18 protein-coding genes and 1 riboswitch are annotated in these 18,322 nt (G+C 35.4%); of the genes, 13 read left to right on the forward strand and 5 right to left on the reverse strand.

Features of this window, described 5'->3' with window-relative positions:
• Positions 1-10: 10 nt before the first annotated feature.
• The 4 genes from HNR32_RS03910 to HNR32_RS03925 are packed head-to-tail and all read left to right on the forward strand — an operon-like array spanning position 11 to position 4,055.
• Complete coding sequence (locus HNR32_RS03910) at positions 11-1,483, forward strand: FAD-dependent oxidoreductase (RefSeq protein WP_183859875.1); 1,473 nt, start codon at positions 11-13, stop codon at positions 1,481-1,483.
• Between the two features lie 53 nt (positions 1,484-1,536).
• Positions 1,537-2,844 carry an FAD-dependent oxidoreductase gene (locus HNR32_RS03915; protein WP_183859877.1) on the forward strand — a complete coding sequence of 436 codons (1,308 nt, stop codon included), beginning with the start codon at positions 1,537-1,539 and terminating at the stop codon, positions 2,842-2,844.
• Positions 2,841-3,137, forward strand: coding sequence for a ferredoxin family protein (locus HNR32_RS03920; protein WP_183859879.1), 297 nt, complete (start codon positions 2,841-2,843; stop codon positions 3,135-3,137). The genes HNR32_RS03915 and HNR32_RS03920 overlap by 4 nt, the downstream gene beginning before the upstream one ends.
• A 54-nt stretch (positions 3,138-3,191) precedes the next feature.
• A complete protein-coding gene (locus tag HNR32_RS03925; protein WP_183859881.1) occupies positions 3,192-4,055 on the forward strand; it encodes an MBL fold metallo-hydrolase in 864 nt (287 codons plus the stop codon).
• A 95-nt stretch (positions 4,056-4,150) separates the two neighbouring features.
• On the opposite strand, the gene scpB is transcribed toward HNR32_RS03925, so the two are convergent.
• Together scpB and HNR32_RS03935 are read right to left on the reverse strand one after the other, a co-directional pair.
• Complete coding sequence (gene scpB / locus HNR32_RS03930) at positions 4,151-4,933, reverse strand: methylmalonyl-CoA decarboxylase (RefSeq protein ID WP_231038106.1); 783 nt, start codon at positions 4,931-4,933, stop codon at positions 4,151-4,153.
• A gap of 333 nt (positions 4,934-5,266) precedes the next feature.
• Positions 5,267-5,752: a hypothetical protein gene (locus HNR32_RS03935; protein ID WP_183859883.1), complete on the reverse strand. Its 486-nt coding sequence runs from the start codon at positions 5,750-5,752 to the stop codon at positions 5,267-5,269.
• 271 nt (positions 5,753-6,023) lie between these two features.
• On the opposite strand from HNR32_RS03935, the gene HNR32_RS03940 reads away from it, so the two are divergent.
• From HNR32_RS03940 to HNR32_RS03955, 4 genes are read left to right on the forward strand one after another with little or no spacing between them, the layout of a single operon-like run.
• Positions 6,024-6,638 (forward strand): GTP pyrophosphokinase, encoded by a 615-nt coding sequence (locus tag HNR32_RS03940; protein WP_183859885.1) that lies wholly within the window; start codon positions 6,024-6,026, stop codon positions 6,636-6,638.
• Positions 6,628-7,323, forward strand: a complete 696-nt coding sequence (locus HNR32_RS03945) for a response regulator transcription factor (RefSeq protein WP_260162436.1) — start codon at positions 6,628-6,630, stop codon at positions 7,321-7,323. Before HNR32_RS03940 ends, HNR32_RS03945 begins: the two co-directional genes overlap by 11 nt.
• A gap of 45 nt (positions 7,324-7,368) precedes the next feature.
• A complete protein-coding gene (locus tag HNR32_RS03950; protein WP_183859887.1) occupies positions 7,369-8,655 on the forward strand; it encodes a sensor histidine kinase in 1,287 nt (428 codons plus the stop codon).
• A gap of 6 nt (positions 8,656-8,661) precedes the next feature.
• On the forward strand, positions 8,662-9,378 hold the full coding sequence (locus tag HNR32_RS03955; RefSeq protein WP_196611089.1) for an MBL fold metallo-hydrolase: 717 nt from the start codon (positions 8,662-8,664) through the stop codon (positions 9,376-9,378).
• Between the two features lie 160 nt (positions 9,379-9,538).
• Here the strand turns inward: HNR32_RS03955 and HNR32_RS03960 are convergent, their stop codons facing one another.
• On the reverse strand, positions 9,539-10,717 hold the full coding sequence (locus tag HNR32_RS03960; RefSeq protein WP_183859889.1) for an arabinose transporter: 1,179 nt from the start codon (positions 10,715-10,717) through the stop codon (positions 9,539-9,541).
• Positions 10,718-10,849: 132 nt separating this feature from the next.
• Entirely contained in the window at positions 10,850-11,332 is a 483-nt protein-coding gene (mscL, locus tag HNR32_RS03965; RefSeq protein WP_183859891.1) for a large conductance mechanosensitive channel protein MscL, read from the reverse strand.
• 198 nt (positions 11,333-11,530) lie between these two features.
• Positions 11,531-11,609: riboswitch (ZMP/ZTP riboswitch) on the forward strand.
• 92 nt (positions 11,610-11,701) lie between these two features.
• Here mscL and pflB point away from each other — a divergent pair.
• Both pflB and pflA read left to right on the forward strand, forming a co-directional pair.
• Positions 11,702-13,933 (forward strand): formate C-acetyltransferase, encoded by a 2,232-nt coding sequence (gene pflB / locus HNR32_RS03970; protein ID WP_183859893.1) that lies wholly within the window; start codon positions 11,702-11,704, stop codon positions 13,931-13,933.
• Positions 13,934-13,968: 35 nt separating this feature from the next.
• Complete coding sequence (pflA, locus tag HNR32_RS03975; protein WP_183859895.1) at positions 13,969-14,697, forward strand: pyruvate formate-lyase-activating protein; 729 nt, start codon at positions 13,969-13,971, stop codon at positions 14,695-14,697.
• A 282-nt stretch (positions 14,698-14,979) separates the two neighbouring features.
• On the opposite strand, the gene HNR32_RS03980 is transcribed toward pflA, so the two are convergent.
• Complete coding sequence (locus tag HNR32_RS03980) at positions 14,980-15,417, reverse strand: GNAT family N-acetyltransferase (RefSeq protein ID WP_183859897.1); 438 nt, start codon at positions 15,415-15,417, stop codon at positions 14,980-14,982.
• 126 nt (positions 15,418-15,543) lie between these two features.
• Between HNR32_RS03980 and amrA the strand changes: the two genes are divergently transcribed.
• The 3 genes from amrA to HNR32_RS03995 all read left to right on the forward strand — a co-directional run bounded on the left by amrA (position 15,544) and on the right by HNR32_RS03995 (position 18,121).
• Positions 15,544-16,890 (forward strand): AmmeMemoRadiSam system protein A, encoded by a 1,347-nt coding sequence (gene amrA / locus HNR32_RS03985; protein WP_183859899.1) that lies wholly within the window; start codon positions 15,544-15,546, stop codon positions 16,888-16,890.
• A 236-nt stretch (positions 16,891-17,126) separates the two neighbouring features.
• Positions 17,127-17,615, forward strand: coding sequence for a hypothetical protein (locus HNR32_RS03990; protein ID WP_183859901.1), 489 nt, complete (start codon positions 17,127-17,129; stop codon positions 17,613-17,615).
• A 191-nt stretch (positions 17,616-17,806) separates the two neighbouring features.
• Positions 17,807-18,121 carry a 50S ribosome-binding protein YggL gene (locus HNR32_RS03995; protein ID WP_183859903.1) on the forward strand — a complete coding sequence of 105 codons (315 nt, stop codon included), beginning with the start codon at positions 17,807-17,809 and terminating at the stop codon, positions 18,119-18,121.
• Positions 18,122-18,322: the final 201 nt, after the last annotated feature.

Genomic DNA, 18,322 nt, shown 5'->3' on the forward strand with positions numbered 1-18,322 from the left:
GGGAGAAAATATGGCTGAAAAAGACATGACTTTTGATATTGAATATGATGTGGTAGTTATTGGCGGGGGTGGTTCTGGTAAATCAGCAGCCCTTACCGCAGCTAAAGGCGGACTTAGTGTAGCATTGCTGGAAAAAATGGAACATACTGGTGGTACATCTATTTATGCTGAAGGACAGGCCGCTTTTGAATCGAGTGAACAAAAAACTCGTAAACTGCCGGAAGGAAAGCAGTTTCCCAGTAAGGAAGAGGGTTTCAAACGTTATATAGATTACAGCCATCATCGTGCTAATACTGATGTTGTACGTATGCAGGTAAGTAATACAGCAGAAACAATCGATCTTATGAAAAAATTAGGCATAGAATATACAGATGTAAATATTTATGCTTATGATCAGCCGCATGAATTATATACATTCCACCGACCAGAAGGTTTAGGTGAACATATGCAGGAAGTATTATTGCGTGCCTGCGTTAATGCTGGCGTAGATATCTTTACATCAACACCGGCTAAAAAATTATTGATGAAAGATAATGCTGTAGTTGGTGTGCAGGCTCTTGATTCCAAGGGTAACAGAATTAATATCGGCTGTAAAGATGTTGTTTTGGCATCGGGCGGCTATGGTAATAGTCCGGAACTTGTAAAAAAATATTCCTGGTTGTATCGTTCAGCAGACTATACATATCAGTGTGTACCTACAGAAAATACCGGCGATGGTTTAAATATGGCTTTGGAAATTGGTGCTGATACCGATAATATCGGACCAATAATGATTATTCCCTGTGCCCGTACCAAAACGCTTACGTCACATGTAAGCGGTGCTGGTTCACAACCAGTATTGTGGGTAAATAAAACTGGTAAGCGTTTTGCCAGTGAAGAAGTAGCCATGAGTTTTGCTGATGCTGGTAATACTATTGCTATGCAGCCGCAGGGAACTGTCTATGCCATTATTGACAGTGATACAATTCAGCATCTTATGAACGATGGTTCAGATATTGGCCTTGGCGATTTTATTGAATACCATATGAAACTTACCCGTCTGCAGACCGAACTAGATCAGGATGTTGAAGCCGGTATTGCATGGAAGGGTAATAGTATTGAAGAATTAGCTAAATCAATGGGACTTGATGCACAGGTATTAGCTGATACTGTAAAAGAATATAATGAAGCTTGTGACAATCATTATGATTCATTGTTCTTTAAGCCGAGTAAATTCCTGCGTCATGTGCGCAAAGGCCCATTTTATGCCATAAATATGGCACCAAGTGTTCTTGTATCCGATGGTGGTATTCGTGTAAATGGCAATATGCAGGTAACTGATGAAAAATATAAACCTATCACTGGTTTATATGCAGTTGGTAATGATGCCAGCGGTCTTTATGGTGATACTTATAATCTTGATGTTCCGGGGACAGCTAATGGTTTTGCCCATGCATCAGGACGTGTAGCAGCCCGTCATATCATAAAAACTCTTGGTGCTTGATTTTTAATCAGATTTTATAGCAAAGTACTGAGAATAAAAAGGAGGATGCCCAAATGGAAAATAATGTTAATAATGAAGTAGATTTTGAAGTCATCATTGTTGGCGCGGGCATAGCTGGTTGTGTTGCAGCATTAAAACTGGCTGATAAAGGATATTCAGTTTTATTAGCTGAACGTGGACAAAGTGCCGGCAGTAAAAATTTATCAGGTGGAGTTTTTTACTGCCGTGTTATGGAGGATGTTATTCCTGATTTTGTAAAAAAAGCTCCTATAGAAAGATATATTACCCGCAATTGCATTAGCTTTCTTAATGAATCATCTTTTGTAAATATCAACTATGGTGATGCGCGGTTGGAAAATTCTGTTACAGCAGTTTCGGTAAAACGGGCTAAGCTTGATGAATGGCTGGCTCAGCAATGTGAAGATGCCGGAGTTACATTTATGCCAGGAATAAGAGTAGATGAACTTCTTATGGATGGCGATAAAGTTGTTGGTATACAGGCAGGCGATGATAAATTATATTCACATGTAGTAATTGCGGCGGATGGAGTAAATTCAATGCTTTGTCGTAATGCTGGAATTCGAACCAGAGAACTTCTGGAAAATTTAGCCGTTGGTATAAAATCTGTTATTGGATTACCAAAAGATACTATTGAAGAACGATTCCATTTAAAAGAAAATGAAGGGGCAGCCTACGCAGTGGTTGGTGATTGTACCAATGGACTTAATGGCGGTGGATTTATTTACACCAATAGTGATTCAATATCTATTGGTGTAGTTGTAAAAATTGATGCTTTGGCAGAAAGTAGTGAAAGTGCCTCGGATTTACATGACAGATTTTTATCACATCCGGCCATTGAGCCATTACTGCGCGGGGGTGAATTACTCGAATATGGTTGCCATATGGTACCGGAAGGCGGTCAAGCCATGCTGCATGATTTAACTCGTGCTGGTTTGATTGTAATAGGCGATGCTGCCGGACTCGCATTAAATACCGGCAGTACTGTACGGGGAATGGATTTGGCAGCAGGTTCAGGTATTGCCGCAGCCAAAGTAGTTGATGAGGTACTAAGCAAGAAGGATTTTTCTCAGGCAGCAATGGATGCCTATTATACAGAACTTAATAATATAGTTGTCGGTAAAGACATGAAAACATATGCTAAAATGCCAGTATTTTTAGAAAATCCGCGCATGTATAAAAATTATGGACCGCTTCTTGGTGATATTATGTATAATATTTATAATCTTGATACAACACCAAGACAGCATATGATGTCCGAGGGACTTAAGATAATAAAGAAAAATCAGCTTAGTGCATTTCAACTGATAAAAGATATGTATACCGGGGTGAGGGCATTATGAATAAAAATCCATTTGGTGATGTTACAGAACGGCTGGATAAAGACCGCTATGAAACAGATATAGAGGAATCTCATATCAAAGTTAATCAGGAAGCAGCTGCTAAGAGTAATGCTGTTGATTTACTGATACGGATATGTCCGGCACATGTTTATTCCAAACAGCCTGATGGCAGTATCAATGTTATGTATGCGGCCTGTTTGGAATGTGGCACATGTTTGGCAGCAGCTCCGGTCGGTGTATTATCATGGCAGTACCCACGCAGTGGCATGGGCATAATTTTTCGCGAAAGTTAAATACTAAATTATTTTGTTGGAAATTAAATGTTTTATAGAAAAGAGTGTTATTATATGAGTAAATTAAATACAAAAGTATTCATAAGCAGTGATCAATATGGCGGTTTTGGTGTATCATCAACCATTATTTATGGCGAACATGAAGCACTTTTATTTGATGCCCAATTCAGCTGTTCCAACGCTCATCGGTTAGTAGCAGAAATCTTAGAAACAGGCCGTGAATTAAAACAAATTTTTATCAGTCATCTTCATCCCGACCATTATTTAGGGTTAAGTGTTGTAAAACAAGCATTTCCTGCTGCCCGTGTAATTGCCTATAGAGAAACAGCCGAGCAGATAAATGACGCGTTTGCCATGAAAGTGCATTACTGGGGAGATGAAGTATTAGGCAGTAATGGCTGCAAAGAAGTTATTAATGTAGAACGTGTTGATGATAAGTATTTAACCATCGAAGGCGAGAAAGTTGAAATAATTGGGTTGTTAAGAGGCGATTGTCCGGATTTAACAGCATTGTGGATACCGGAAACTAAAACACTCGTTGCCGGTGATGCCGTATTTTCCGATGCTCATCTTTGGGTAGCTGATGCCAGAACACCAGAGGAACGGCAGCAGTGGTTAACTAATCTTGATAAACTGGAAGCTTTGAAGCCACAAACTATTATTCCGGGGCATGCTCCGAATAATAGGGCATATACTGCTGATGGTATTGAATTTTCCCGTAAATATTTGAAAAATTTTATAAGAGAATTAAAGGCATCGGTTAATTCTGATGATTTAATTAGCAGAATGAAAAAAATATATCCTGATGCGGTGGTACCAATTTGTCTTAAATACAGTGCCAAGATATTAAGAGATAATTATAAATGGGAAGGTGATTGGCCGCTTTCACTTAAAAACAGGGATGCAGTAATTGGTTAAAGATTAAACTGTTTTAAATTATTATTAACTAAAATAAATATATAAAAAACCGCAACATAAATAATTTTAGTTGCGGTTTTTTATATACTGGGATATTATTGACCATTAAAATGTGGCGGTCTTTTTTCTAAGAAAGCTGTAATGGCTTCTTCATAATCATGGCTGTCATATACTTTTCGTCTGAGTCCCTGCACCCGTTCGAAATCAGCGGGACTGATAGGAAAAGCCTTGGAAAGAATACGGAATTGTTCTTTTATGACTTCTACTGATAATTGGGAACGTGACATTATTGTTTTGGCAATATCAAGCGTAAAATCCAGCAGTTCTTTTTCTGGCACAAGATGGTTGATAATGCCGAGTTCCTGAGCTCTTTTAGCCAGCAGAGGTGATGCAGTAAAAAACATTTCTTTAGCAATATTTAACGGCAGGCGGTTCATAAAATGCAAAATACCGGTAAGATTATACGGTACGCCCATTTTTGCCGGAGTCATGGCAAAACTGGCGGTATCATCGGCAATCACCATATCGCAGGTCATTGTTAAATCACAGGCACCGCCCCAAACGCTGCCGTGCACTACGGCTATTACTGGACCTAAGTATTGCTCAACTGCGCGTAAGACTCTTTCCAATGAATCGTAATAGCTTAATGGATCGCGCATTTTACGTGGCAGTTCTTTTACATCATGTCCGGCCGACCATACTTTTACGCCGTCAGTTGCTTTTAAAACAACAACGGGGAGTCTTTTGGCACTAAATTCATCAAGGGCCTTAATAATATCGTTTACCATTTCTTCACTGAGTGTGTTTAATTTTTTAGGATTGTCCAAGGTAATAATGCCTACATTATTGCGAATTTCTTTTTGTATTAATGCCATCATTTTCAGCCTCCAAATAATTTTGTAAGTATTAATATATACTAGAGATACTGCGTTATTCCCTATAAGGTGTTTTTGCAATTTTCTATAGTATATACCTAAATGAGGCAAATAATAGTATTTGTCTTATGTGTTTAGGGAATGAAATATATTTAGTAGATGCATTGTCTATCAGTATTATAGAAATAACATGTATTTATTTGAGCTGTATAGGCAGAAAAATCATATTTATTATTCAAAAAAGTAATGAGTAAGTTGTAAATCAAACGTTTAAGATGATAAAAAATACATTAAAAAACTCTGCCACTTATATGACAGAGCTTTTTTGATATAATTTTAGCGTGCATTTATTTGAGTATTATGTGAAATGCTTTGCGGCAATTCATTGTCTGAGGGAGTGTTTTGTCGAGTAGTAATTTTTTTATGCGTATCACCATCTCTGATATCCTGTTGATTCATACTTTGGTGAGATTCCTGCTGATGAGAATCTTTAAGTTGGGCAGTTTGAGGTTTTATATTTTCTTGATGATTAGATTGATTATTGAACCCATTGTCAGGTATATGCTGTTTATTCTGCTGCTGATTATTGTTTAAATGAGCGTTTTGAATTTTTTTGTTGTGGGATGAATTATCCTGTGGCTGGGATTGCTTATTAACATTATGTAAAGGTGTGTTCTGTTCATTTTGCTGTTGTTCAGTCTGTATTGGCGGCAATTGTCTGTCGTTGGAATGTGCTGAGACAACAGCGGTTCCTAATATACTTGCAGCCATAGATGCAGATAGCATAAGTGTCATGATTTTTTTCTTTTTTAAATTTAACATATTGTTTTGTTCTCCGTTTTTCATTGTTTTACTGAGTACGTATTTATAATAACACAGCAAAATAATTCATGTGTGACAGTTCTATGATATTTTTATGGCATTTACTAACACAAAGAGTATGTATTTTGAAGTTAATATTAAATTAACTTATGAGATTTTTATAAACGATATGAGATAGAAATATGGTAAAATATAGCTGAAACCACAAAATTTATAGAAAATAGATATTTATTTCTGTTAAATAATATAGGCTGAAAAATGAGGTGAAAGCATGAAGAAAAATATATATGGAAAATATGAGCCAATCTTAGAGAATATTTTAGGTGATTTAATAAAATATATCCAGGCTTATAGTGAACAGGAAAAAGCTAAAACTAATGAAATGGCTTACGAGCATTTAATATATCGGGTGAAATCAACTCAAAGCATGATAGAAAAATGTCAGCGTAAAGGGTTGCCGATTACTGCTGAAGCGGCACTGTCGGATATGCATGATGCTATAGGTATACGTATTGTCTGCCGTTTTATTAAGGATATATATTTAAATATTAATTATATAAAAGCTATGCCAGGCTGTCATGTCATTGAAGAAAAAGATTACATAAAGAATGTTAAGCCCAATGGATATCGCAGTTATCATATGATTGTTGAATTGACAGAACCTTATGAAGACGTAAAGGGAAGAACGCCAGGCCGTTTTTTTGCAGAGATACAAATACGTACTATTGCCATGGATTCGTGGGCTAGTTTGGAGCATCAGATGAAGTATAAGCATGATATAAAAAATCCTAAGATGATAGAACGTGAATTAAAGCGCTGTGCAGATGAATTGGCAGCATGTGATGTATCGATGCAGACAATACGAGACTTGATTAATGCTGAATAGTAAAGGAGCGCAGAAAATGAAAATATTATTGGCGGAAGATGAACATGATATGTCAGCTGCATTAGCGGCAATATTGGCTCATTCTGGTTATGAAGTGGATGCTGTATATGATGGGCAGGCAGCTGTAGAAAAAGCCCAGAGTAATGTATATGATTGTTTTATTCTCGACGTTATGATGCCTAAACTCAGTGGGGTTGATGCATTAAAATATTTGCGTGATAGTGGTGATATAACACCAGCTATTATGTTGACGGCTAAAGCCGAAATTGATGACAGAATTACAGGTCTTGATGCCGGTGCGGATGATTATTTGACTAAGCCGTTTGCCATGGGAGAATTGTTGGCACGCATCCGTTCTATGACAAGACGTAATGATTCATATACACCAGCAAAGCTTTCTGTTAGCTCAGTGGAATTAGATATAGAAGAACAAGAATTATCCTGTAAAAATACAATTCGTTTATCAAGCAAAGAAACAAAATTAATGAAATTTTTTATGCTTAATGAAGGGAAAAAATTGCCAACAGAGATTATCTTTGCACATGTTTGGAAAGATGATAAAGAGGTAGATGAATCGATAGTCTGGGTTTATATATCGTATTTACGGGAAAAAATGGCTGCTATAGGTGCTAATATTAAAATTGAAGGCAATAAAGGTCAGGAATTTTTGTTAGCAGTAAAGTAAAAAAAGTTATTCAAGTTATTGCGCTTAATGAGGAGATGATAATTGATGAATATGATAAAAAGTCTGCGCTGGAAATTTGTTTTAATTGCTACAGCGGCAGTTGTTATCATTGTTGCAGTAGTATTGGGGCTCATTAACACAATTACTTACGTGCGTATGACAAATCAAGTAGAATCAGTGCTTTCGTATATTTCCCAAAATAGTGGTAAATTGCCTAAAAAAATACCAACTACAGATAATAGTTGGTTCAATAATACAAATTGGTTTGGTGATACAAACTGGTCGGATGATACGCCAGAATTTTCTTATCAAACACGTTTTTTTAGTGTGTTGGTTGCTCCAGATGGCTATGTACGGGAAATTAACATAAAAAATATAGCAGCTTTTACAGAAAGGGAAGCAATTGAATATGCGCAGACTACAGTACAAAAAGGCCAAAGTGTAGGTTTTTTTAAAAAAGATAGGGCCAGTTATGCTTATATGATTACCAAGAAAAATGATGGCGATTTTTTTATTGTTATTATGGATTGTACGCACGATGTTGATGCAGTAGATTCATTTATGCGTTATTCTCTTTTGGTAGGAATAGCCTGTGTAATATTATATATAATGATATTAACAGCACTATCGAAAGCACCTTTAAAACCATTTATTCGTAATATGGAAAATCAAAAAAGATTTATTACTAATGCAGGGCATGAACTTAAAACACCAATTGCCATAATTTCAACTAATACTGAAGCGATAGAACTGATTAATGGGAAAAGCCAATGGACGGAAAGCATATTAAAGCAAGTTAAGCGGTTATCTAATTTAATAAATGATCTGGTTGTGCTGTCAAAAATGGGGGAACGTTCGGCAGCAGACCTTAATATAGTGAAGTTTGATCTATCAGAGACGGTGACAGCAGTGGTTTCTTCATTTGAGCAGATAGCAAAAGACCAAGGAAAAAATCTTTATTCCAATATTAAATCACAGCTTTATGTACAATCTGATAACAAGTGTGTATATGAGCTTGTTAATATTCTTGTGGATAATGCTGTTAAATATTGTGATGATGAGGGAACTGTTGATGTAGTACTTAGCAAGAATAAAAAGAAAACAGTAACAATATCAGTTATTAATGATTATGCTGCTGGTGCTAATATTGATTACAGTCGTTTTTTTGAAAGATTTTATCGTGGTGATGAATCACACAATAGTCAAAAAAAAGGCTATGGTATTGGACTATCCATAGCAGAAGAATTAACACAGATTATTAATGGAAAAATTAGTGTGGCATATAAAAAAGGAAAAATTGCCTTTATAGTAAAGATGACTACTGGAATATAAAAAGGAGTGTTTAAAATTATTTATACAATACCATTATTTTTTGAAAAGGGCGATATTAAAGTTGAAATAAATCCTGTCTTGATTGAAGATAAGGATAAAATGTATTTGGTGGATGCAGGCTATCCAGGTTTTTTACAGGATATTGAAAAGTTTTTTGCCCAAAAAGGGTTAAATATGAGTGCTTTAACAGGTGTAATAATTACCCATCAGGATCATGACCATATGGGGGCATCCGCTGAGCTGGAAAAAAAATATCCGGCAGTCACTATATATTCATCAGAAAAAGAACTTCCCTATGTTCTTGGTAAAGAAAAGTCATTGCGTCTTTGTCAGGCTGAAGAACAGCAGTTTGAGCAGGCATTTATTGATACATTAAAAGAGGTGCCTCATCCCGTTGATGCAGTTGCTATTACGCCAGATAGTTTTTCTGGTACAGCCATTGAAATAATAGAAACACCGGGACATACGCCAGGACATATTTCTGTATATATTGGATCAGAAAAAACATTAATTAGCGGTGATTTGCTTGTTGTAAAAGATGGAAAATTATGCATTGCCAATGAAATTTTTGCCTTAGATAAACCTACAATAATAGAATCAATAAAAAAACTGCTTGATTATAATATTGATACGATAATCTGTTATCATGGCGGAATATACAAAAGTGCTAATATAAAGAATGAATTACAAGAAATAATAAAAAAAGGCTATATTAAATTATAAAATAACAAAAGAGAGCAATTGGCTATTATCGATAAATAATGGCTCTTAGTAATAACTTAAATAGATATATAACAAAATTTAATTTATAATGCAAAAACCGTAGAAATTTTAAATTTCTACGGTTTTTTATAGGGGGGTATAAATTATTATGAAAAAAATTTTAATTTATATCGGATTTAGATTTAAACATTGAAAAGATGATGATAATACCAAAAAGTGCAGCTATAAAGCCACATAAAAAGGTTGAGGCATAATTAAAATGATCGGCTATAATTCCACCTATAGGAGCAGAAAAGGCATAAGATACATCCTGAAACATGGAAAATCCCCCAAGGGCTGTGGCTCGTTGATCAGGACTTACTTTTTTTATAACTTCTACACCCATCGCTGGATATATCATTGAACAACCAAGGCCTGTGAGCAAAGCGCCAGATAATGCAATAAGGTAATTGGGGGCAATCCATATACATCCTTGCCCGATTGCTTCAACAATAAGGGATACAAAGGCAATTTTTGTACCACCAATTTTATCAGGCAAAGTACCGAAGAAAATACGACTTATTACAAAACCAAGGCCAAATAATGATAGGCCAACGCCAGCATATGGCCAATTATGACTTTTGAAATAAAGGGTAATAAATGCGCCTAAAAGAGCGAACCCTATGCCTTGAAGTGATACCGCCATTCCATGCTTCCAGATTTTTAATAAAAGACGGGCAAAAGACTGTTTGTTGGTATTAATACTATGTACAAAAGTTTCCGGCGATTTGTAAAATACCATAATTCCAATAATAGGCATTACTGCCGATGCTAACATAACAGCTTCAAAGCCAAAATAATTATAAAGGACAATACCAATGGGACTACCTAGGGCAAAAGCACCATACATAGCCATACCCATAATTGCCAGTATCTTTCCAGAATTTACAGGTCCTAAATAAGAAAAATGCCAATTTGATATGCCCACTACAGACATACTTTCACCAAATCCCAGAATTAAGCGCCCTACAATAAGAATAATAAAGGCTGTGGATACACCGAAGGTTTTTAACGAAGCAATCAGACAGATAAAAGCGGCTAGAACGTATAATAGAAATCCGAACATAAAACATTTTTTGCTGCTTTTAGTATCAGCAAATGTTCCAGCATATTTTCTTGATAAAATTGTTGATACAAAAGAAATGCCAACGGCGGCACCACCTAACCAATTTGGTAAATGCAGGCTTTCTTTGACAAAAATTGGTACAATGGGAAGGGCCATAGCAACAGACAGATACGTTATAAGCATTGTTATGCCAAATTTAGTAAGATTTTGTTTCAATGAAATGTTTTTTTTCATAGTTTATTCTCCTCTTGATAATTCTACCAACCAAAAAAGAGCAACAAAAAAACGCACTCTCCCCTTTTCAGGCTGGACAGTGCGTTGGTTTACGTTAACGCTTACGAAATATAAGATGATAATATCATTATTTTATTTATCCGTCAACATGTTAATATTTTCAGCAGTATTTTTTTTATTAAGGATAGAGGTGCAATGAGGACAACGGGTAGCCTCTTTATGTATAGGTTGATAGCAATAAGGACAAAGACGGGAATCAGTTTTGCTAGCAGGTTTTTTAGGAAATAATCGATTTATTTGTTTGACGAAAATAAATATGGCAAAAGCTACAATTATAAATTGAATTATTGCATCGATGAAATTACCGTAAGCAATTACAGGTACATTGGCTTGTTGGGCTTCTTGCAGAGTATAAATACGTTTATTGGTAAGATTAAAAAAGAAATTGGAAAATTTTATACCGCCAAATAATAAGCCGAATGGCGGCATGATGATATCTGAAACGAGCGAACTGACAATTTCATTAAATGATGCTCCGATAATAACACCAATAGCTAAATCCATTACATTACCACGCATGGCAAATTGGCTAAATTCATCAACAAACTTTTTCATATAACAATCGTCTCCTTTATAAAAACATTATATAAATAATTCCATGTTATAGAAAAAAATCCTGTACAAATAAAATATAAACCATAATTATATTAATGATAAGAAAACATAAAAAAAATAATATATTTTAGGGATTAATATTGACAATATAGTCGGGCATTATATATAATAAAAATACAGTATATATAAGATAATATACAGTAAATACAGAACTGGCGGAGTTGTGGGTTACCACGGGGGACTGTATTTCTTAAAGCCGGCCGCCTGGGCAGAATACATTTGCTCAGGCGGCTTTTTTTTGTCTATCCTGAAAATGTATTTTTAAGTGTTTTTTACTGGATGATATCCAGATTGAAGGAGGACGTATTTATGAATAACTATTGGAATGGATTTAAAGATGGCAATTGGCAGCAGCAAATTGATGTAAGAAATTTTATTCAGGAAAATTATACACCATATGAAGGCAGTGAAGATTTTCTTGTTGATAAAACAAAAAAGACAGAGATAGTTTGGGACAAATGTAAATTATTATTGTCGCAAGAACGGGAAAAAAATGGGGTACTCGATGTAGATTCTAATACAGTATCTACAATTACATCACATGCGCCAGGCTATATTGATAAGGATAATGAAGTTATCGTTGGTTTACAGCTTGATGCACCGTTGAAACGTGGACTTGTTCTCAGCGGTGGGTTACGTATGGCGCAGCAGGCCTGCAATGAATATGGCTACAAACTTAATCCTGAACTCGAAAAAATATATTCTAAATATGTAAAAACTCATAATGAAGCTGTATTTTCCTTATATACACCAGAAATGCGTAAGGTTCGTTCACTCGGATTGTTGACAGGTTTGCCTGATGCCTATGGGCGAGGCAGAATAATAGGCGATTATCGTCGTATTGCCCTTTATGGTATAGACTATTTGATTGAACAAAAACAAAATGATAGAGAAAATTTATTTTCTGGGGAAATATCAGAAGAAAAAGCCCGCTCACGTGATGAAATTGCTCAGCAGATTGCAGCCCTAAAAGCAATAAAAAAAATGGCAGCTGCTTATGGTTTTGATATAAGCTGCCCGGCCAAAAATACCAGAGAAGCCGTACAATGGATATACTTTGGTTATTTAGCTGCTGTAAAAAATCAAAATGGGGCGGCAATGTCGATTGGACGTGTATCAACATTTATTGATATTTATATTGAACGTGATCTTAAAAACGGCATATTGACAGAAGCAGCTGCGCAGGAAATTATTGATCAATTTGTGATTAAATTAAGACTCATCCGTATGCTGCGTACACCAGAATATAATGAACTATTTGCAGGTGATCCTCTTTGGGTAACTGAAGTTATTGGCGGTATGGGAGAAGATGGGCGGACCTTAGTAACAAAAACATCCATGCGTACTTTGCATACTCTCAATAATTTAGGACCGGCTCCGGAACCTAATATAACAATTTTATGGTCGAAAAAATTACCAGCAGCATTTAAGCGATTTGCGTCAATAATATCAATAAAGACAAGTGCTGTGCAGTATGAAAATGATGAAGTAATGCGCCCGGTATTTGGTGATGATTATGGCATTGCCTGCTGTGTATCAGCTATGAAACTAGGCAAAATGATGCAGTTCTTTGGGGCAAGGGCAAATTTAGCCAAAGCATTGTTATTAGCAATTAATGGCGGCAAGGACGAAAAAACTAATAAACAGCTGGCACCCCAAATGCCATTGCCGCAAGGTGAATATTTAGACTATGACGATGTAAGGAAAAAATATTCGGAAGTTTTAGCATGGCTGGCAGGTGTTTACGTTAATACCATGAATGTTATTCATTATTCGCATGACAGGCATGCTTATGAAGCAGAACAAATGGCATTGCATGATAGTAAGGTTGCGCGGCTCATGGCTTTTGGCATAGCAGGGCTTTCTGTAGCAGTGGATTCACTTAGTGCAATAAAGTATGCTAAAGTTAAGCCAATACGTGATGAAAATGGAGTTGCTGTTGATTTTGCCATTGAAGGGGATTTTCCTAAATATGGCAATAATGATTCTAGAGTAGATAGTTTTGCTAAAGAAATAACACATGAGTTTATTACGGAACTAAAAAAACATCCGGCTTACCGTAATGCTGAGCATACACTCTCAATACTGACAATCACGTCAAATGTAGTATATGGCAAAAAAACAGGTGCTACACCTGATGGTAGAAAATCAGGGCAACCATTGGCACCTGGTGCCAATCCAATGCACGGACGTGATAAAGCGGGGGCATTAGCTGCAATGAAATCGGTAGCCAATATATCTTATGATGACTGTCGTGATGGGATATCCTATACATTTTCTATAATTCCTGAAGCTTTGGGAAAAACAGATGAAATACGGGAAAAGAATCTTACAGCACTGCTTGATGGCTATAGCAATTGTAATGCACATCATATTAATGTAAATGTACATGACCGTTCTACATTAAAGGATGCTATGGAGCATCCAGAAAAATATCCGCAGCTTACTATTCGTGTTTCTGGTTACGCTGTTAATTTTATTAAGCTTGATCGTGAGCATCAGCAGGAAGTTATTGACCGCACATTCTATGAAGCAATATAAAAATGAATTTTTTATTATAGCGAAAGGAAAATACAGTGAAGGGGTATTATCATTCCAGAGAAACATTTGGAACAGTTGATGGTAAAGGAATTCGTTATGTACTTTTTTTAGCAGGATGTAATTTGCAATGCGCGTTTTGCCATAACCCTGATACATGGAAACAAGGCAATAGATTAATTGATAGCGAAGAAGTACTACATGAGGTAGAGGAATATCGAAGCTTTTATGAAGCTTCGGGTGGGGGCATTACTGTTAGTGGTGGGGAACCGTTATTACAGCCGGATTTTGTTGCTGAACTTTTTCAATTATGTCAGGAAAATAAAATTTCAACTACATTGGATACCTCTGGTTCTGGTGCCAAAGCAGCAATAATGAAAATACTGCCCTATACAGATCATGTTCTTTTTTCTTTAAAAGCGGGTACAGAATCGCTGCATAAAAAACTTACAGCAGGAAATTCCAATAAAAATATTATCGAGAACTTGAAAATTATCGCCAAAAGAAAACCAGTAACATTGCGTTATGTTATACTCCCGGGGATTACAGACTCTGCCTTGGAAATAGCAGCACTTATCAAGATAATACATTCATTGGAAGCAATAGATTTAGCTGTAGATATATTACCTTATCATAAAATGGGGATCTCTAAATGGAAAGAATTGGGTATGAAATATTTACTGGCTGATGTAAATACACCAACTGCTCATGAAATTATGGCAGTAAAAGATAAAATAAAAGCTTCTGGTATAAAACTGGCACATTAAAATTAATAATAGCTAGTAAAAGAGGGCTGTTGCATGTATGATATATTAATGATTCAATCCAAAAGGCTCCCATGTAGGGGAGCTGGCAGCTTTAGCTGACTGAGGGGTTAAAACTCTTTTTCACTGATTTATAGTGCCACCTTTACTATGCTGTAGCTCTTAATGCTTTAGCATTTTAGAGATACAGTATACACCGTGTAGGGAAGACTTTAAAATTACAAAAAAAGAGGTCTGTCACACATATTTATTAATGTGCGACAGACCCCTTTTTTATATAGATATTTATAAAGTAAGCAGCATTTCAATATGAGGTATATCACATTCAAGAAATTCGTCTGAAACCTGTTGGAAGCCGGCTTTTTCATACATTTTTTTAACGTATACCTGGGCAGCAATTCTTATTTTATCGGCATGCATTTGTTCTTTAGCAACTTGTATTCCATAAGCAACTATTTTATTACCCAAACCACAATGACGTTTTGTTGTTAGAACTCGTCCAATAGCGACCTCGGGAAAGGAAATCCCCTTATCGATTACTCGTAGATAGGCTTTTACACCGGATTCATCTCGTAAAAATACATGATAGGCATGAAAATCTTTGTCATCAAGATCCTGGTCTAAGCAGTGTTGTTCCACAACAAATACAGCAAGGCGTGCTTTTATTATTTCATAAAGCTCAATAGTTGATAATTCTTCAAAACGTTTGATGACTAGTTCCATGTGGCGGCCTCCTAAAAGAATAAAATAAATTTAAATGAAAATAATGGAGTAATTGTATCATGCGATATAGAATAAAAGCAAGGTGAAGTTATGATTTATTCTATATTATTTATGGAGGGATTAATTATGAATTATTTTCTTGGTGGGGCACTTATGCCGCATCCGCCGATAATGCTGCCGGAAATAGGCGGCGACAATACATTGGAATTAAGCATGACCATAGATGCTGTAAATAAAATATCTCAGGCAATTATGGAAAAAAATCCTAAAACGATTATTATTATTTCACCGCATGCGCCCATTGTTGAAAATAGTATGGGGCTTAGTGCGGCCGAATACTTAATGGGCTCAATGGCCGAATTTAATCAGCCGGATATTTTTTTTAAATATAAAGTTGATCTCAATTTGGCCGAAAAATTTACCCAAATTTGTCGGCAGCGGGGACTTCCTTTAGCGGCAGTAAACGAAGAATACTGCTTGGCGAATAATATTTCACTGGAAATTGATAAAGGCAGTTTGGTGCCTTTATATTATTTACATCAGGCTGGTTTTAAAGGCCAAATTATTCATCTGGCAATTTCCTTATGTGCATATGAAGAAATGATGCAGTATGGCTTGGCAATGTATAATGCCATTAATGACAGTAGGACAAATGCTGTTATTATTGCGTCGGGGGATCTATCGCATCGCTTGGCAAAAAATTCTGCCAATGGCTATGCACCTGAGGGAAAATTATTTGATAAAATTATTATAGAATCATTAAAAACAGTGGATAGCCAGAAACTTTTATCATTACAGCCTGCTTTTATTGAAGCTGCCGGGGAATGTGGCTTGCGATCAATATTTTTTCTGCTGGGAGCGATGCAGCATAGCGAAACATCACCACAGTATATATCTTATCAATGTCCTTTTGGTGTAGGCTATGGTACGGTATTATTTTTTAATACGAAGAAATTTTTTACGGATAATAGCCGTGAAGTGCACTTAGCAAAAAAAGCCTTGGAATATTATCTGCGTACAGGTAAGAAATTAAATTTACCGACAACATTGATTGCTGGTTTAAGTAAAAAAGCGGGCGTATTTGTTTCTTTGAAAAAAGATGGACAACTGCGCGGCTGTATTGGAACATTAATGCCAACGCAGGATAATATAGGCTTGGAAATAATAAATAATGCTATTAATGCTGGTACTGATGATGACCGTTTTTCCCCAGTTGCGTTTGATGAACTAAAGGATATAACTTTTTCTGTAGATGTTCTTTCACCACTTGAGCCGACTACTAAAGATAAATTAAATCCACAAAAATATGGTATTATTGCTATCATGGAAGATGGTCGCAGCGGCGTTTTATTGCCGATGCTGCCAGGGATTGATACTATTGAAAAACAATTGGCTATTGTAAAAGAAAAGGGAAATATTGCTACTGACGAACAGCCTGAGATATATAGATTTACTGTAAATAGATATTATTAAATAAATTATAAATATCTTATATTGACAATTGTATTGTTATAAGTTAAAATTGCAACGTTGCTGTCAGCATTATTATGCATAGGGGAGTAATTTATAAAAAATTGAAGTATTTGTAAATTTAACATAAATTACCATAAGAAATGCAGGATATTTTAGTAGCAGATAATCTATAGCAAATAAACTACGAATACTTTATCTAAAGCAACTATAAATATTTAGTATTATTGGAGGAAAATATGTTAAAAAAGAAATTATTTTTAGTATTAGCGATTATGATTTTGGCTATTACCACAGGGTGCGGTACTTCAGTTAAGGATGATTTAGCAGCATACTTGAAATTTGAACAAACAATGTCTACAGAAGCAGCACCAATAATAGCAGATTTTAATTCTAAAATTCAGCAGATGATGAGTAATCATACAAATGTGAATAAAAAAGAAGAAAAAATTAAAGTAATTACTGAAGCTCTGCAGAAATTCACAGCCTTAGCAGATAAAGAAAAAGCTTATAAACCTAAGACTAAAGAAGTAGAAGCAGTTCATCAAATGCAAGTTAAACAAGCAGATATAACAATAAATGTCTTAAATAAAATTATAAAAGCTGTACAAGACGATAAATTTGATCAGAACACTATTAGCGAGATTAATAAAACACGTCAGGAATTACAGAAAGCTGCGACGGATTATAGAAATGCCATAGCAGAGTTGCAGGCAAAAAATAAATAAAAAGAATTATTAAAAAATGTTGAAGTGAGCAAAATGCTTGCTTCGACATTTTTTTATGAGTAAATATGTAAAACCGTATTAAAAGGCATAAATGACTGATATAGACGGTGAAAAATCATTATGTTATACTAGGTTTCATAGATAGTTGATATAAATAATAACTATAAAATTTAAAATAAAGAAGGTATATTATGATAAAAAAGGGCAAAAGAATTCCTAAATCTATATGTCTGGGTTTTTCACTGGAATATTATTTAAAAGAAGACACTGATATTAATTATATCGTTGTTTTAAATGATCTAATTGAGCTACTTGAAAAAAGAAGACTGGAATGCGGCAGTGGCGGCGAAGATGGTTTTAGCACGATTATCGTGGCAGAACGAAGACGTTGTTGTGCTACGACTGAAGAAGACAGAAAAATAGTAGAAGCATGGGGCAAAAATCATCCGCTTATTGCCGATATACGAGTCGGTTCATTAGTAAATATAAATAAAGAAATAGAATAAGAAAGAAATAAGTGTTAATCAGATTATATAATATGATTAACACTTATTTCTTTGGAAAAACTGATGTTAGTATTAGATAGATATATGCATCAACTTTCAGGATCTTTTATAGTGTATATTTCAATTAAAAACAGAAATAATGGTACGGTAATGACTAAGCCCCAAGAGTGCGAATCCTTAAGGAAAGACACTATATCTAGC

Origin of the sequence: Pectinatus brassicae (assembly GCF_014201835.1) — a bacterium.
GTDB lineage: Bacteria > Bacillota > Negativicutes > Selenomonadales > Selenomonadaceae > Pectinatus > Pectinatus brassicae.

Coding starts and splice junctions, on each gene's coding strand:
- HNR32_RS03950 (WP_183859887.1), top strand. CDS start 7,369: ATGAATATGATAAAAAGTCTGCGCTGGAAATTTGTTTTAATTGCTACA.
- HNR32_RS03915 (WP_183859877.1), top strand. CDS start 1,537: ATGGAAAATAATGTTAATAATGAAGTAGATTTTGAAGTCATCATTGTT.
- HNR32_RS03940 (WP_183859885.1), top strand. CDS start 6,024: ATGAAGAAAAATATATATGGAAAATATGAGCCAATCTTAGAGAATATT.
- scpB (WP_231038106.1), bottom strand. CDS start 4,933: ATGATGGCATTAATACAAAAAGAAATTCGCAATAATGTAGGCATTATT.
- HNR32_RS03945 (WP_260162436.1), top strand. CDS start 6,628: ATGCTGAATAGTAAAGGAGCGCAGAAAATGAAAATATTATTGGCGGAA.
- HNR32_RS03980 (WP_183859897.1), bottom strand. CDS start 15,417: ATGGAACTAGTCATCAAACGTTTTGAAGAATTATCAACTATTGAGCTT.
- amrA (WP_183859899.1), top strand. CDS start 15,544: ATGAATTATTTTCTTGGTGGGGCACTTATGCCGCATCCGCCGATAATG.
- HNR32_RS03935 (WP_183859883.1), bottom strand. CDS start 5,752: ATGTTAAATTTAAAAAAGAAAAAAATCATGACACTTATGCTATCTGCA.
- HNR32_RS03990 (WP_183859901.1), top strand. CDS start 17,127: ATGTTAAAAAAGAAATTATTTTTAGTATTAGCGATTATGATTTTGGCT.
- HNR32_RS03925 (WP_183859881.1), top strand. CDS start 3,192: ATGAGTAAATTAAATACAAAAGTATTCATAAGCAGTGATCAATATGGC.
- mscL (WP_183859891.1), bottom strand. CDS start 11,332: ATGAAAAAGTTTGTTGATGAATTTAGCCAATTTGCCATGCGTGGTAAT.
- pflB (WP_183859893.1), top strand. CDS start 11,702: ATGAATAACTATTGGAATGGATTTAAAGATGGCAATTGGCAGCAGCAA.
- HNR32_RS03995 (WP_183859903.1), top strand. CDS start 17,807: ATGATAAAAAAGGGCAAAAGAATTCCTAAATCTATATGTCTGGGTTTT.
- HNR32_RS03910 (WP_183859875.1), top strand. CDS start 11: ATGGCTGAAAAAGACATGACTTTTGATATTGAATATGATGTGGTAGTT.
- HNR32_RS03960 (WP_183859889.1), bottom strand. CDS start 10,717: ATGAAAAAAAACATTTCATTGAAACAAAATCTTACTAAATTTGGCATA.
- HNR32_RS03920 (WP_183859879.1), top strand. CDS start 2,841: ATGAATAAAAATCCATTTGGTGATGTTACAGAACGGCTGGATAAAGAC.